The organism is Nocardiopsis sp. B62 (genome assembly GCF_018070675.1).
Classification (GTDB): domain Bacteria; phylum Actinomycetota; class Actinomycetes; order Streptosporangiales; family Streptosporangiaceae; genus Nocardiopsis; species Nocardiopsis prasina.
Map to the genome: position 1 here is coordinate 1 of NZ_JAGPXK010000051.1, position 13,392 is coordinate 13,392.

Below are 13,392 nucleotides of genomic sequence, written 5' to 3' on the forward strand. Positions count from 1 at the left end.
CCGCTTCCAGGTCCATGACCGGGTCGGGCTCCAGGACCTGGGTGGTCTGGACGGTGTACTGCATCCGGTTCAGGGCCGTGTTGAGCCGGTGGAAATCGAAGCGGGCGCGGGTGTGCATCTGCTCGGCTGCGGCCGCGATACGCACCGTGGGGTGAGGGGCGTCGACAACTGGTTCAGGTGAGTCCTGGTCTGGGGTGAACTCGAACTTCACGGTCCTGCCTCTCCACATTCGGTTGCACGCGCCTGCTGCTGGCTCCGTTGGGTGAGTCGCACCGCGAACACCTACGGTTCCGATTCTCACGGAAGCCAGTGACACTCCGCGGGACTGAGTTCCGATATCGGAGAGGCAAATTCGGGAGTTCCGGCAGGTCACGGGAACGTAGGGGCGCCAAGGGTGGCCGAAGCTGGCCGTGTGGTGTGGATCACGTGGGTTGTCCACAGGCTGGAGATGGAGGCTGTTGGTGGGTGGCCCGGGGTGGCAGTGTTGAAAGCCCCCCTCTCTCACACCCGGCTCCTCTGAAGGACGTTGATGGAAACGCTGACCGTCACCTCGGTGTTCGGCATGGTCGTCGGCCAGGTCGTGTCGCTGGTCGCGCTGGTCCTGGTCCTGCTGGGCCTGGGCAAGCTGGCCAGTCGGCTCATGGACGTGCCGTTCAACCTGCCGCGCCTGGCCCTGGCGGCGCTGGTCGGGGCTCCGCTGGGCTCGGTGGGCGCGATCCTGGCCTACTACGGCAGCTTCGAGGCGCTGAACTCCCTCGAACCGGCCGACCTGGACCAGCCCGCGTACGTGTCGCTCATGCTCTTCGCCATGGCGGTGGGCGCCATGCTCGCCTTCGTCGGCCTGGAGCTGCTGTTGCCCCGGGGCACCCGGTTCCGGCCGGTGGCCATGGTCAGGGAGGCCCGGAACTGGTTCGGGCGCCTCGGCAGGTACCGGCGCATCCTGTGGATCCTGGCCCGGCACGGGCTGGGCGGTTACGTGCTGGGGAGAAGGGAGGGGATCGACGACACCTCGGTCCAGCGGCGCCTGGCTCGTTCCCTGGTCCGCTCCATGGAGGAGGCCGGGGTGGTCTTCGTGAAGCTGGGTCAGGTGCTGGCCACCCGGCGGGACCTGCTGCCGCCGGTGTTCGTGGAGGAGCTCGGGCGTCTGCACAGCGAAGTGGCCAAGGTGCCCTTCGAGCTGGTTCGCGAGTGCGTGGAGGGTGAGCTGGGCCGCCCCCTGGAGGAGGTCTTCGCCGCGTTCGACCCCGAGCCCCTGGCCGCCGCCTCCATCGCGCAGGCCCACCCCGCGCGGTTGCACGGGGGTGAGGAGGTGGTGGTGAAGGTGCAGCGCCCCGGGATCGTTCCGGTGGTCCGCCGTGACCTGGACATCATCCGCAGGCTGGCTCGCCGCTTCGACGAGTACACGGACTGGGGGCCCGCGATCGGGGTGCTCGACCTGGCCGACCGGTTCGCCGGGGCGTTGTTGGAGGAACTCGACTTCGAGGTGGAGGCCGCCAACATCGCGGCCATCGCGGACGCCACGAGTGCTTCGGAGGTGCGCATCCCGCGCGTGTACGAGGCCTACACCGGTCGTCGGGTGCTGGTGATGGAACGCCTGCACGGCACCCAGGTGGGCGGCGGGGACCTCTCGGCGGAGGAGGCGGAGCGCATCGCCCGGGTCCTGCTGGACTGCTTGTTGGAGCAGGTGCTGATGAGCGGGATCTTCCACGCCGACCCGCATCCGGGCAACATCCTGGTGCTCGACGGGGGCGGCGTGGGTCTGTTGGACTACGGGTCGGTGGGGCGTCTGGACGCCCGGACCCGGGAGGCCCTCCAGATGATGCTGCTGGCCATCGACCGGGGCGACGCCGTCCTGCTGACCGACACCCTGTTGGACGTGGTCGACGACCCGGGGGAGATCGACGCGGAGCGGCTGCGTCGTTCGCTGGGGCAGTTCATGGCGCGTTACCTGCACGGGAGCACCACCGCGAGCATGCGGATGTTCACCGAGCTGTTGATGCTGGTCACCCGGTTCGGGCTGGTGCTGCCCGCGGAGCTGGCCGGGGTGTTCCGCGCCCTGGCCACGCTGGAGGGGACGCTCGTGCACCTGTCGCCCGGGTTCGACACGGTGGCCGAGGCCAAGCGGTACGCCGGGGCGCGGATGTCCGAGCAGCTGGGCACCGGGAACCTGCGCGAGATGGCGTCCGCGGAACTGATCGCCCTGCTGCCCACGCTGCGGCGGCTGCCGCGCAGACTCGACCGGATCACCGACCAGCTGCACAAGGGCCGGTTCACCGTGCAGGCCCGGCTGTTCGCCCACCCCGAGGACCGAAGACTCCTGCGCTCGGTGGTGTGGCGGGCGGTCATGACGGTGCTGGCCGTGGTCACGGGGTTCATGTCGGTGGGCTTGTTCAACGTCACCGAGACGCAGGGGGTGTCCTGGCCGGAGCTGGCCACGCACACCAAGGCGCTCAACCTGCTCGCTTGGGTGCTGCTGGCCGCCACGGCCATGTTCGTGCTGCGGTTGTTGGTGGACATGGTCCGGGACGGCGGTGACAGGGGGCGGCGGTGACCGGGTCAGCCGCGGATGAGGCGGCGCAGGACCCGGTGGACCTCCTCGGCGTCCGGCGGAGGGCTGGTGGTGCAACAGCACAGGAAGTAGCCGTTGGCCGCCGCGGCCACCCCGGCCCTCAGCTCGGGGTCGGGGAGGTAGGGAACGAGGAAGGCGTCCACCGCGGCCATCCAGCGGTCGGTCTGTTCGCGTAGAGCCGGGCGTCGGGCGGCGAGCAGGAAGAGTTCCATCTCGGCCAGGGCGTGGGTCCGGTCGGGATCGGTGCCCTCGGCGATGAGGGCGGCGAAACCCCGCAGGGCCTGGTCGGGGTCCTCGGGGAGGGTGTCCATGTACGCGACGTAGGTGTCGTTCACCCTGGTGAGGGCGGCGACCAGGAGGTCGTCGACGGAGGCGTGGTAGTAGGTGACGGTGCTGGGCGGGACCCCCGCTTCGGCCGCCACCCGGCGCTGGCTGACGGCGGAGACGCCGTCCCGCGTGATGACCTCCATGGTGGCGTCCAGGAGCAGGCGCCGCCGCAGCTCGCCCTTGCGGAGGCGGCCGTCACTGATGTTCTCCGGATCCCGTTCCGGTTGATTGGTGCTCACGTCACCATCCTGCCGGTCAGTGCTGGCCGCCCATCTCCAGGGCCATGACCCCGGCGATCACCAGGGCGATGCCGCCCACCTGGATCCAGGTCAGGGACTCCCCGAGGAACAGGACGCCGATGACGGCGAGGAGGGCCACGCCCAGGGCGGCCCACACCCCGTAGGCCACCCCGAGCGGCATACCTCGCTGGAGCGTCTGCGAGAGCATGTAGAACGCGCCGAGGTAGCCGACCACCACGAGGATCGAGGGCAGGAGTCTGGTGAAACCCTCGGAGAACTTCAGGGAGGTGGTGGCGAAGACCTCCAGGACGATCGCTCCGGCGAGCCAGAACCAAGGCATGGGTTCCCCCAGTCACACGGTGGGGTCGGGGTGACCCCGGAAGAAGTTGGTCGTTCGAGCAGGTTTCTCCGGAGAAACAACCTGATCGGATGACCAAGATTCTAGGTCGGGCATGATGGCAGGGCAAGCGCAGAAGCGCTTCCGGGCGGCCCGGAATCCTCCCCCCGGTGACTCAAGCCCGTACCCCCTGGGTGTATTCTCGGCGCTCCCGAGTGCGACAGTTCGCCCTCTTTCGGATAACTGCTCCATACCGATACGCACGAGATCAGAACCTTTTCCGTGCGGGAGCGTCTTACTCAGTGCAGTAGATCGGTTCCAGTTTCAGCTACGGAGGTCCAGACGTGACGGGGAAGTCCCACCCGGCGGTGACGCGGCGGTTCGGCATCGGTCTGGTGGCGCTCGCTCTCGCAGCGACCGCCTGTACCTCCGGTGACGCCGAGACGCAGAGCAACGCCGATCCCGCCGACGCCGAGCCGGCTGCGCTGAGCATCACACCGGAGGCCGGTGGCGAGGAGATCGCGCCGAACACCCCCATCCGGGTCAACGCCCAGCAGGGAGTCATCACCGACGTCAGAGTCGACCAGGTCGTGGTCGGCGAGGCGGCGGCCGAGGGCGATGGCGGAGGTGAGGGCGAGGGGGACGCCGAGGGCGGCCTCTACGCCATGACCGGCACCCTCAACGAGGACGAGACGGAGTGGGTCAGCGACTGGAACCTGCGCCCCGGCTCCGAGGTCGTGGTGACCGCGACCGCCGAGAACGACGCCGGTGAGGAGACCGAGTTCACCTCCGAGTTCACCACCGAGGAGGCCGTCGCCGGGCAGCGCCTCGAACTCGTCTCCAACTTCCCGAGCTCCGGTGACACCGTCGGTGTCGGCATGCCCGTGGTGATCAACTTCGACATGCCCGTCACCAACAAGGCGCAGGTCGAGAACTCCATGAACGTGGTCGCCGAGCAGGAGACCGTCGGCGCCTGGAACTGGGTCACCGACCAGATGGCGGTCTTCCGGCCCGAGGAGTACTGGGAGCCGTACCAGAACGTCACCGTGGACCTGAACCTCGCGGGCGTCGAGGCGTCCGAGGGCGTCTTCGGGGTGCGGAACTACCAGATCGACTTCGAGATCGGCCGAGAGCTGATCGCGACCATGCACGTGCCCGACCACGAGATGATCATCGAGATCGACGGCGAAGAGGAACGCGTCATCGAGGTGAGCAACGGGGCGGCCAACCGTCGCTTCGACACCACGACGACCGGCACCCACGTGATGATGGAGCGCTACGAGCAGCTCACCATGGACTCCGCGACCGTGGGCATCCCCGAGGACGACCCGGGCTCCTACCTGGTGGACGTGCAGTACGCGGTGCGCACCTCCAACAGCGGCGAGTTCGTGCATGAGGCGTCCTACAACGGCAACATCGGCTCGGCCAACACCTCCAACGGTTGCACCAACCTGCGGATGGACGACGCCCAGTGGTTCTTCAACAACACCCTCATGGGCGACATCCTCGACACCACCGGTACCGACCGCGAGTTCGAGTGGGACAACGGCTGGGGCTACTGGCAGAAGTCCTGGGACGAGTGGCTGGAGGGCAGCGAGACCTCCGAGCCGCAGGCGACCACCGACGGGACCCCCGGCTCCGTGCACGGCGAGGACCTGTAGCGGGTCCCGGGCAGTGAGGTAGTTCGGACGAACCCAGGGGCGTCACGGTGCCAGCGGCACCGCGGCGCCCTTCGTGCTGCCAGGGGGTCGTTCAGGGCTCGGAGCGGCTCAGCCCGGCGACGACGGCGTCTATGACCAGCTCGGTGACGGCGGCCATGTCCACCGCCTCCGGGTCCAGCAGCCACTGCACCTGGAGTCCGTCCATGGCGGCCAGCACCGCCGTGGCGGCCGACCGGGCGGGGGAGTGGCCGTGCGGCCCCGGTGTGCCCGCGGCCTCTCGGTGCTCGGGGCCGATCCGGTCCAGGACCGCCTCCTCCACCTCCTGGCGCAGCACGGTGTAGCGCTTCCGGAACCACTCCTGGGCGGGGTGCTCGGCGGTGGCGCTCTCGGCGGAGAGCACCGCGTACAGCTGGGTGGTCCCCGGGCGATCGGCGTTGCGGCGGGCGGTGGCGACCAGGTGGTCGAGCATGCCGCTGCCCTCGGGGGCGGGGTCGTTGGTGTCGCGCAGCTCCAGCACCGCTGTGAGCAGGTCGGTCTTGGACCCGAAGTGGTGCAGCACCCCGGCGGGGGTGATGTCGAGCATCGCCGCGATGTCGGCCAGCGAGGTGTTGTTGAAGCCCTGGGAGGCGAACGCGTCGGCGGCGGTGCGCAGGATCTGTTCACGCCGGTTCACCCGTCGGCGCGGTGCGCGTTCGGGTGGACGCCCCTCCTCCGAACGCGTCCGCGTGGGGGTCGTCTCGCTCATGCCTGCTCTCCACTTCCTCGTACCGCGCGGGTACTCCGGGCCGGTTACGGGGGGTGCCCGCCCTCACCCCACGCTATCGAGGATTACCGTTCGCCTCTTGCTTAATGAACATTCAGTAATTAGTCTCTCGGCGCAGTTGACACAGATCACAGGAACAAGGGGCTCCATGACTTCGGAACCGAACGAGCGCGTCGCACGGCTGTCCCTGGAGGACAAGGTGCGTCTGCTCACCGGGCGCACCGGATGGATTCTGCACGGGAACCCGGACGTCGGCCTTCTTCCGATCACCCTCTCCGACGGCCCGGCGGGGGTGCGCGGCACGGAGGCCACCCAGGGTGAGCACTCGGCCAGTACCCCCAGCCCCACGGCGGTCGCCGCCGCCTGGGACCCCGAGCTCATGGAGCGCCTGGGCCGCTTCTTCGCCGCCGAGGCCCGCCGCAAGGACGTCGACGTGGTTCTGGCCCCGGTGCTGAACCTCCACCGCTCCCCGGTCGGCGGCCGTCACTTCGAGTGCTTCTCCGAGGACCCCCTCCTGACCGCCGAGCTCGGAGCCGCCTTCGTCCGCTCCCTCCAGAACGCGGGGGTGGGTGCCTGCCCCAAGCACTTCATCGGCAACGAGACCGAGCGGGAGCGCACCGCTTACCACTCCCGCATCGACGAGCGCACCTTCCGCGAGGTCTACCTCCCGCCCTTCGAGGCGGTGGTGGACGCCGGGGCCTGGATGGTCATGGCCGCCTACAACGGGGTGGACGACGGCTCCGAGGCCGCCAGCATGACCGACCACCGCGGGCTCCTCACCGACCTCCTCAAGGGCGAACTCGGCTTCGACGGGGTGGTGTGCAGCGACTGGACCGCCGCGCGCAGCACCGCGCCGTCGGCCAACGCCGGGACCGACCTCGTGATGCCCGGACCCGACGGTCCCTGGGGCGAGGCCCTGGTGGCGGCGGTCCGCTCGGGCGAGGTCCCCGAGTCAGTGATCGACGACAAGGTCGCCCGGCTGCTGCGGCTGGCCGAGCGGGTCGGCAAGCTCGACCGGAACACCTCCCCGGCGGTGGAGGGCGAGGACGAGCGGCTCCTCCTGCGCGAGGTCGGTTCACGCGGTCACGTGCTGCTGCGCAACGAGGGCGGCGTCCTCCCGATCGCCGCCGAGCGGGTCCGTAGCGTGGCGCTGATCGGCCCCAACGCCGTGGACGCCTACACCCAGGGCGGCGGCAGCGCCCACGTGAACTCCGAGTACCTGGTCAGTCCGGCAGAGGGGCTGCGCGAGGCGCTGCCGGACGACGTGGAACTCACCCTGGTACGCGGAGGCGACCCGCGGCACCACCTTCCGGTGGTGGCGCGACAGCACCTCACCGGGGTCGCCCTGACGCTGTTCGACGCCGCCGGGGCGACCGTGGAGGAGCCCGAGATCGCCGGTGGGGCGCTGCACGCGGGGGCGCCGAAGGAAGCCGTGCGCGCCGTGCTGGACGCCGAACTCACCCTCACCGAGCCGGGCACCCACCACGTGGAGATCGCCGCCGTGGGCCGCCACACCAGCCGGATCGACGGCGAGATCGTCAGCGAGAGCCCCGCCCCGGCCTCGGTCGACGACATCCTGGAGTCCCGTCACTCCCACCCCGACGCCCCCCGCGTGGAGGTCGAGGTGGCCGAGGGCACGCCGCGCACGCTCCGGATCGGGGTGGAGGTGGAGGTCGGCGACTTCGGCGGTTTCGGCCGTGCGGTCATCGCCCAGCTCCGCCACCAGCCCCCCGGCATGACGGTGGAGGAGGAGATCCAGGAGGCGGTGCGCGCCGCCGAGACCGCCGACGTCGCGGTGGTGGTGGTCGGCACCAACGACGAGGTCGAGTCCGAGGGCTACGACCGGCCCACCCTGGACCTTCCCGGCAGCCAGGACGAACTGGTCCGCCGGGTGAGCGCCGCCAACCCGAACACCGTGGTCGTGGTCAACGCCGGAGCCCCGGTCCTGCTGCCCTGGCTGGACGAGGTCCCCGCCGTCCTGTGGTCCTGGTTCGGGGGCCACGAGTACGGCCACGCCCTGGCGGACACCCTCACCGGATGGTCCGAGCCCACCGGCCGCCTGCCCTGGACCCTGCCGCGCGACCACGACGACGTCCCGATCATGGACACCCGCCCGGTGGGCGGCGTGATCACCTACGACGAGGGGGTGTTCGTCGGCCACCGCGCCTATGACCGGGACGGTGTGGAACCCCACCGCCCCTTCGGCTTCGGCCTCGGCTACACCGACTGGGAGATCACCGGTGCCGCACTGGCCGCCGACTCCCTCGGGGCCGGGACCCTCGTCGACGGCCTGGCCCCCGAGCCCCTCACCGTCACGGCCACCCTCACCAACACCGGCACCCGGCCGGGACGCCACGTGGTGCAGGTGTACGTGGAGCCACCCGCCGACAGCGGCCCGACCCGACCGGTCCGTTCCCTGGCCGCATTCGCCTCCGTGCACGCCGCACCGGGGGAGGAGGCCACGGTCAGCCTCGAACTCCCACCGCGCAGCCTCGCGGTCTGGGATCCCGCAGCTCACTCCTGGCGCACCCCGGAGGGCACCTACCACCTCGCGGTGGGCTCCTCCAGCCGTGCCATCGCGCACCGTCTCCGTTTCGACGTGCGCTGATCCCCCTCCCCCCCAGCAGGTTTTCCCCAAGGAAGCGGCCTCGGCCGCGGGTTCCGTCGCGGCGCTCGGCGGCTGCACGGCCCCCACCAGGGCAACTGGGATCGGAACCGCGCCGCGGGGACGCCGGGGTCACGCCGCAGTGGAGACGCGGCGGCGGAAGAGCGTGTAGTCGGCGCCGCCCCGGAAGGTGGTGCTGCTCAACCGCTCGAAGCGCGCGGGGTCGAAGGCCGCTCCCTCGAAGAGGGGGCGGCCGTTCCCCGCGACGACGGGGTAGCGCTTGATCACGAGTTCGTCGATCTCGGGGAGCAGGTACCCGGCCATGGCCGGGCCGCCGACCGTGACGATCCCCAGGGGGCTCTCCTCCTTCTTGAGTGCGCGGACGGTCTCCAGCGGGTCCGTGGCCACGACGGTCACGTTGGGGTCGACGTCCGTGGGCAGACTCCGGGAGAACACGATCTGGCGCATGTGGTCGTAGGGGCTGGTCACTCCCTCGTCCAGGGCGACCTCGTAGGAGCCGCGGCCCTGGAGCATGGTGTCGAAGTGCTTGTTGGGCACGACCAGGCCCAGGTGGTCGCGTGCCACGGTGGGGAGGAGCTCGGGGTATTCGTCGACGTGGAACTGGCCGTTGTCGCCGAGCTCGCCGCCGGGGTCGGGTGCCTCGTAGAAGTCGTGCGAGTTGTCGGGGCCACAGGCGTAGCCGTCGATCGACACCGCGACGAAGTAGGTGAGGGTTCGCATGTGTCTCCTTGGAAGGGGTACTGCCTGGGCCGGATGACCACTATGATTGAAGTACTTCAATTAAAGTACTCCACGCATAGTGGTTTGCCAAGCGCTCGCGTGGGATTTCGGCGCACGAAAGGGAAAGCACATGGTCAGGAACCCGGGGCGGCGCGCCGCGCTGCTCGACGCCGCCATCGACACACTCGCCGAGGAGGGAGCGCGGGGGCTCACCTTCCGGGCCGTGGACACCCGCGCGGGTGTGCCCGTGGGAACGGCCTCCAACTACTTCGCCAACCGTGAGGACCTGCTCGCCCAGACCAGCATCCGCACCTACGAGCGGTTCATGCCCGAGCAGCAGGAGTGGGAGAACGTGCTGGTGGGGCCCCGGGACCGCGCCAAGATCGCCGAGGTCATGCGTGCCACGGTCACGCGCCTGGCCGCGAACCCGAACGTGTACCTCGCCACGCTCGAACTTCAGCTGGAGGCCACCCGCCGTCCGGAGCTGCGCGCCGACCTCACCGCGCGGGTCCGCTCCGACCTGGACGCCAACATCGCCTTCCACGAGCAGAGCGCCATGCCAGGTGGCCGCGACACGGTGCTGGTGCTGTACCTGGCCATGAACTGGCTGGTCACCGAGCACCTGACGTTGCCCGGGGTGCTGGCCCCCGAGGGGGACCTGGAGGGGCTGGTGGACCGGGTGATCGCCCAGCTCACCCTCAAGGGCTGAGGTCCGGCCCCGTGCTCGGGGCCCGGGCCGGGGTCACCAGGCGCGGACGCCGACCGGAGCGGGCAGCCGCTCCGGCAGCCAGGTCCACGTGCCGTCGTTCTCGGTGAACCGGCGCTGGACGCGGCTCACCTCACCGATCGGGTTGCTGAACACCTCCCGCCAGTCCCCGGCCGCGCGCTCCTCCAGGTAGAGGCTGCTCGCGTCGGTCCGCAGGCGCACCGCCTGGAGGGTGTGGGAGGAGCCGTCGTTCAGCTGGATGCGGTAGTAGGCCATGGGAATCCCCTGAGTGTCGTCCTGGAAAGTGAGGACGGTGGAGTCCGGAACACGCGCGTTCGACGAAGCTGGGGGATCTGTCTCCCGGGTACGGCGAGACCTCGGGGCGGGCCGCGAGGTCGGGCCGGGGGTGTGTTGGCTCATGCGCCAAGGGCGGGAAACAGGCGCGGGTGCCGGGGCACCGTGCTGTCCGCGTGTTCGGACTCTACTCGCGCGGTGGTCGCCACACAGGGTGAACGGAGGAATCCGAAGTGAAATCGGGGAGAACGGATTCCGTTCAGTCGGTCCCCTCGGCGAGCCTCGCCCTGGCCTCCATCAGGGCGAAGCCCAGCAGGTTGCGGCCGCGCCAGAACCGGGGGCGTTCCGCGCTCTCGTCAGGCAGCTCGCCGACACCCCGCTGGGCGGGGCCTGGTGCCCCCAGAAGTGCAGGTACCTGATGCGACCCTCGACCCTGAGCAGGATCCCCACGGATCCACCGTCATGGGACGGACCGGAGGCCCCTTTTCTCAGTCGAACTGGAACGACCGCTTCGCCAGCCCGTGCCAGAAGCCGTCCACCGTGGAGGCGGCGGAACCGTGGTCGTCCAGGCTCGCGCCGAGGGCGACGAACAGCGGTGCGAAGTGGTCGCTGCGCGGGTGCGCGAGAGCGGCGGCCGGGGCCTTGTGCTGGAAGTCCAGGAGCGCGTCGACGTCGCGGTCCAGGACGGCCCGGTGGGTCCAGTCGTCGAACTCGACCGACCACGAGGGCGCGTCGCCGTGGGCCTGGCGGGACATCTCCCGGAGGTTGTGGGTGGTGAAACCGCTGCCCATGATCAGGACGCCCTCGTCGCGCAGGGGCGCCAGGCGGCGGCCGAGTTCGAGGAGGCGGGCCGGGTCGAGGGTCGGCATGGAGACCTGGAGCACCGGGATGTCGGCGTCCGGGTACATCTCCTTCAGGGGGACGTAGGCGCCGTGGTCGAGTCCCCGGGTGGGGTCCTGGTGGACGGTGCCACCCGGACCAGTGGCGAGTTCGCGGACCCGCTCGGCGAGTCCCGGAGCGCCCGGGGCGGCGTAGGTCACGTCGTAGTAGCGTTGCGGGAAACCCCAGAAGTCGTAGGTCAGCGGGGTCGCGCCCCTGGTCGCGCCGACGGTGAGCGGTGCGTCCTCCCAGTGGGCGGAGACGACGAGGATCGCCTTCGGGCGGGTGATGTCACCGGACCAGTCGGCCAGCTGACGGGTCCACTCGGGGTCGTCGGCGAGGGGCGGTGCGCCGTGGCTCAGGTACAGCGTGGGCATGCGAGTCGCCATGACGACCTCCGGGATCGGGGTTGTGGACCGTGTTCGGTTCCAACACAATTGAACGCTCAAGTATTTCTGGGGGCACAGGTCCGATGGCCGAGACGCGCTGGCTCGACGATGGCGAGCAGCACACCTGGCGTGCCTTCCTGATGGCCGTCAACCTCCTCGACGGCGCACTCGACCGTCAGCTACGGCATGACTCCGGGCTGCCGCACGCGTACTACCAGATCCTGGCCATGCTGTCCGAGGCCCCGGGGCGTGAGCTGACGATGACCCGGCTGGCCCGCCTGCTGCGGTCGTCGCCGAGTCGGCTCTCGCACGCGGCCGCGCGACTGGAGGGCGACGGGATGATCCACCGGTACAAGCGGCCGGAGAACCGGCGCACCGTGATCGTGGAGATCACGCCGCTGGGGATGAAGGCGCTGGAGGACGCGGCGCCGGGGCACGTGCACGAGGTGCGGCGGGTCCTGTTCGACACGCTCAGCGCCGAGCAGGTGGGGCAGCTGCGGGCGATCTCCGAGTCCATGCTGTCCGCGCTCGATCCCCAGGGCGAGGAGCCCAGGTACCCGGACCCCGACGGGGTCGGCGTCCGGGACTGATCCGGGTTCTGTTCTCTGCCCTGACCAGGGTGAACGGGGGGCGGGTCCAATTCGCTCGCGCGGACGCTATGTGTTGGCGCGGATACGTACTAACATATTGCTTCCCGGGAAAAGGTTGTGACCTCAAGCTTTGGAGCTGGACTCCCACGAGATCCACCTGATCCCGGGATACCCGCTCACAGCAGAACAGGAACAACCATGACCGAATCTCTCAGAATCAGGATCGGCGATCTCACCGCCCTGATCGCCAGGGTCGTCATCGGGGTCGTCTTCGTCATCCACGGCCTGCCCAAGGCCACCGACCTGGGCAGCGCCGCCCAGGGCTTCGAAGCGCTGGGTGTGCCCTTCCCCGTGCTCTCCGCATCCATCGCCGCGGCCGTCGAGGTGGGCGCCGGCGTCGCGCTCGTCATCGGGTTCGCGCTCCCGCTCGCGGGCCTGTCCCTCGCCCTGATGATGGTCGGGGCGTACTTCTTCGCCCACGTCGGCGCCCCGCTGGTCGGTGGCTACGAGCTGCCGCTGGTCCTCGGCGTCGCCGCGCTGGCCCTCGGGTTCTCAGGCGGGCGTCACGCGGTGGACCGACTGATGCCCTGGGGCCGCGTCCGCCAGGCGCGCGGAACCGAGGAGGCCGTGTCGGCCTGAACCGCACGGACTGATTCGGCATCCGTCCTGACCAGGGGCCCGTGACTTCACCCCGGTCGGACTCGCACCGCTGACGCGGCCGCCCACACCGGTGCTGGGCGGCCGTTCGTGCTGTCCGGGGCCAGGGGTGGGGCTCAGTGGACCGTGCATGCCGGACATGCTGCCGGGGCCGAAGGATACTTCGCGTGGCGGCAGGGAGGGTCCGTGTTTCGTGACAGGTTGCTCCGGGTGGGGAGAAGCGACCCAGGCTTCGTGTTCAACGTGAAGCGTGTCGCGGCTGGTCGAGGTGGGTGGCGAAAGCAGCGGCGAGGGAGGGTGCGGCCCCAGACCTGCGGTGGACGGTGGGGCGTGTCGCGGCTGGTCCAGGTGGGTGACGGAAAAGCGGCAGCGAAGACGAGAGTGGGGATTCGCCTAGCACACGAACACGACACACAACGGGTTATCCACAATGGCCGATCGGCCTATTCTCACAACGAATGGACAGCCTTTTATAACCACCCGGCCATAGCCACCCAAGCCCGAAAATCCTACTATTGAAATATGGCCTCCTTTCCCGCAGTGCCCGCCCCGACCACCGGGTCCACCCCGGTGGACACGGCCGTGCGCGCCGCCCGGGAACAGGCCACCACCTTCTTCACCCGCGAGTTCGCGCC

General features: G+C 69.8%; 13 protein-coding genes. 6 read left to right on the forward strand and 7 right to left on the reverse strand.

From position 1 onward, the window contains the following. Nucleotides 1–211 (reverse strand): hypothetical protein (locus KBX21_RS26060; RefSeq protein WP_374225747.1); only part of this gene is annotated, 211 nt, incomplete at its 3' end. Nucleotides 212–529: 318 nt separating this feature from the next. Between KBX21_RS26060 and KBX21_RS26065 the strand changes: the two genes are divergently transcribed. Next, the gene (locus KBX21_RS26065) at nt 530–2,551 is read left to right on the forward strand and encodes an AarF/ABC1/UbiB kinase family protein (RefSeq protein WP_210844287.1); all 2,022 of its coding nucleotides are present in this window, start codon (nt 530–532) and stop codon (nt 2,549–2,551) included. A 5-nt stretch (nt 2,552–2,556) separates the two neighbouring features. Here the strand turns inward: KBX21_RS26065 and KBX21_RS26070 are convergent, their stop codons facing one another. Together KBX21_RS26070 and KBX21_RS26075 are read right to left on the reverse strand one after the other, a co-directional pair. Then, nucleotides 2,557–3,135, reverse strand: a complete 579-nt coding sequence (locus KBX21_RS26070) for a TetR/AcrR family transcriptional regulator (RefSeq protein ID WP_210844290.1) — start codon at nt 3,133–3,135, stop codon at nt 2,557–2,559. 16 nt (nt 3,136–3,151) lie between these two features. Continuing rightward, nucleotides 3,152–3,475 (reverse strand): multidrug efflux SMR transporter, encoded by a 324-nt coding sequence (locus KBX21_RS26075; RefSeq protein ID WP_210844292.1) that lies wholly within the window; start codon nt 3,473–3,475, stop codon nt 3,152–3,154. A gap of 341 nt (nt 3,476–3,816) precedes the next feature. Between KBX21_RS26075 and KBX21_RS26080 the strand changes: the two genes are divergently transcribed. After that, complete coding sequence (locus KBX21_RS26080; RefSeq protein WP_049570580.1) at nt 3,817–5,133, forward strand: Ig-like domain-containing protein; 1,317 nt, start codon at nt 3,817–3,819, stop codon at nt 5,131–5,133. Between the two features lie 91 nt (nt 5,134–5,224). On the opposite strand, the gene KBX21_RS26085 is transcribed toward KBX21_RS26080, so the two are convergent. Further along, nucleotides 5,225–5,878: a TetR/AcrR family transcriptional regulator gene (locus tag KBX21_RS26085; protein WP_210844294.1), complete on the reverse strand. Its 654-nt coding sequence runs from the start codon at nt 5,876–5,878 to the stop codon at nt 5,225–5,227. A gap of 166 nt (nt 5,879–6,044) precedes the next feature. Here KBX21_RS26085 and KBX21_RS26090 point away from each other — a divergent pair, with 166 nt between their 5' ends. Continuing rightward, nucleotides 6,045–8,504, forward strand: coding sequence for a beta-glucosidase (locus tag KBX21_RS26090; RefSeq protein WP_210844296.1), 2,460 nt, complete (start codon nt 6,045–6,047; stop codon nt 8,502–8,504). A 129-nt stretch (nt 8,505–8,633) separates the two neighbouring features. On the opposite strand, the gene KBX21_RS26095 is transcribed toward KBX21_RS26090, so the two are convergent. Next, nucleotides 8,634–9,242: a dihydrofolate reductase family protein gene (locus KBX21_RS26095; protein WP_210844298.1), complete on the reverse strand. Its 609-nt coding sequence runs from the start codon at nt 9,240–9,242 to the stop codon at nt 8,634–8,636. Between the two features lie 130 nt (nt 9,243–9,372). Here KBX21_RS26095 and KBX21_RS26100 point away from each other — a divergent pair, with 130 nt between their 5' ends. Further along, nucleotides 9,373–9,951, forward strand: coding sequence for a TetR/AcrR family transcriptional regulator (locus tag KBX21_RS26100; RefSeq protein WP_210844300.1), 579 nt, complete (start codon nt 9,373–9,375; stop codon nt 9,949–9,951). Nucleotides 9,952–9,984: 33 nt separating this feature from the next. Here KBX21_RS26100 and KBX21_RS26105 read toward each other — a convergent pair whose 3' ends face one another. Together KBX21_RS26105 and KBX21_RS26110 are read right to left on the reverse strand one after the other, a co-directional pair. After that, a complete protein-coding gene (locus tag KBX21_RS26105) occupies nt 9,985–10,224 on the reverse strand; it encodes a hypothetical protein (RefSeq protein WP_017547283.1) in 240 nt (79 codons plus the stop codon). Between the two features lie 506 nt (nt 10,225–10,730). Further along, nucleotides 10,731–11,510 (reverse strand): dioxygenase, encoded by a 780-nt coding sequence (locus tag KBX21_RS26110; protein ID WP_247666366.1) that lies wholly within the window; start codon nt 11,508–11,510, stop codon nt 10,731–10,733. Nucleotides 11,511–11,593: 83 nt separating this feature from the next. On the opposite strand from KBX21_RS26110, the gene KBX21_RS26115 reads away from it, so the two are divergent. Beyond that, nucleotides 11,594–12,100: a MarR family winged helix-turn-helix transcriptional regulator gene (locus tag KBX21_RS26115; protein ID WP_049570600.1), complete on the forward strand. Its 507-nt coding sequence runs from the start codon at nt 11,594–11,596 to the stop codon at nt 12,098–12,100. 198 nt (nt 12,101–12,298) lie between these two features. After that, complete coding sequence (locus KBX21_RS26120; protein WP_049570602.1) at nt 12,299–12,739, forward strand: DoxX family protein; 441 nt, start codon at nt 12,299–12,301, stop codon at nt 12,737–12,739. The last annotated feature ends 653 nt before the right edge of the window (nt 12,740–13,392 follow it).

Bases quoted from the DNA above. Each gene is read 5' to 3' on its own strand.
- KBX21_RS26065 (WP_210844287.1), top strand. From the start codon at position 530: ATGGAAACGCTGACCGTCACCTCGGTGTTCGGCATGGTCGTCGGCCAG.
- KBX21_RS26075 (WP_210844292.1), bottom strand. From the start codon at position 3,475: ATGCCTTGGTTCTGGCTCGCCGGAGCGATCGTCCTGGAGGTCTTCGCC.
- KBX21_RS26085 (WP_210844294.1), bottom strand. From the start codon at position 5,878: ATGAGCGAGACGACCCCCACGCGGACGCGTTCGGAGGAGGGGCGTCCA.
- KBX21_RS26090 (WP_210844296.1), top strand. From the start codon at position 6,045: ATGACTTCGGAACCGAACGAGCGCGTCGCACGGCTGTCCCTGGAGGAC.
- KBX21_RS26095 (WP_210844298.1), bottom strand. From the start codon at position 9,242: ATGCGAACCCTCACCTACTTCGTCGCGGTGTCGATCGACGGCTACGCC.
- KBX21_RS26100 (WP_210844300.1), top strand. From the start codon at position 9,373: ATGGTCAGGAACCCGGGGCGGCGCGCCGCGCTGCTCGACGCCGCCATC.
- KBX21_RS26105 (WP_017547283.1), bottom strand. From the start codon at position 10,224: ATGGCCTACTACCGCATCCAGCTGAACGACGGCTCCTCCCACACCCTC.
- KBX21_RS26110 (WP_247666366.1), bottom strand. From the start codon at position 11,510: ATGGCGACTCGCATGCCCACGCTGTACCTGAGCCACGGCGCACCGCCC.
- KBX21_RS26115 (WP_049570600.1), top strand. From the start codon at position 11,594: ATGGCCGAGACGCGCTGGCTCGACGATGGCGAGCAGCACACCTGGCGT.
- KBX21_RS26120 (WP_049570602.1), top strand. From the start codon at position 12,299: ATGACCGAATCTCTCAGAATCAGGATCGGCGATCTCACCGCCCTGATC.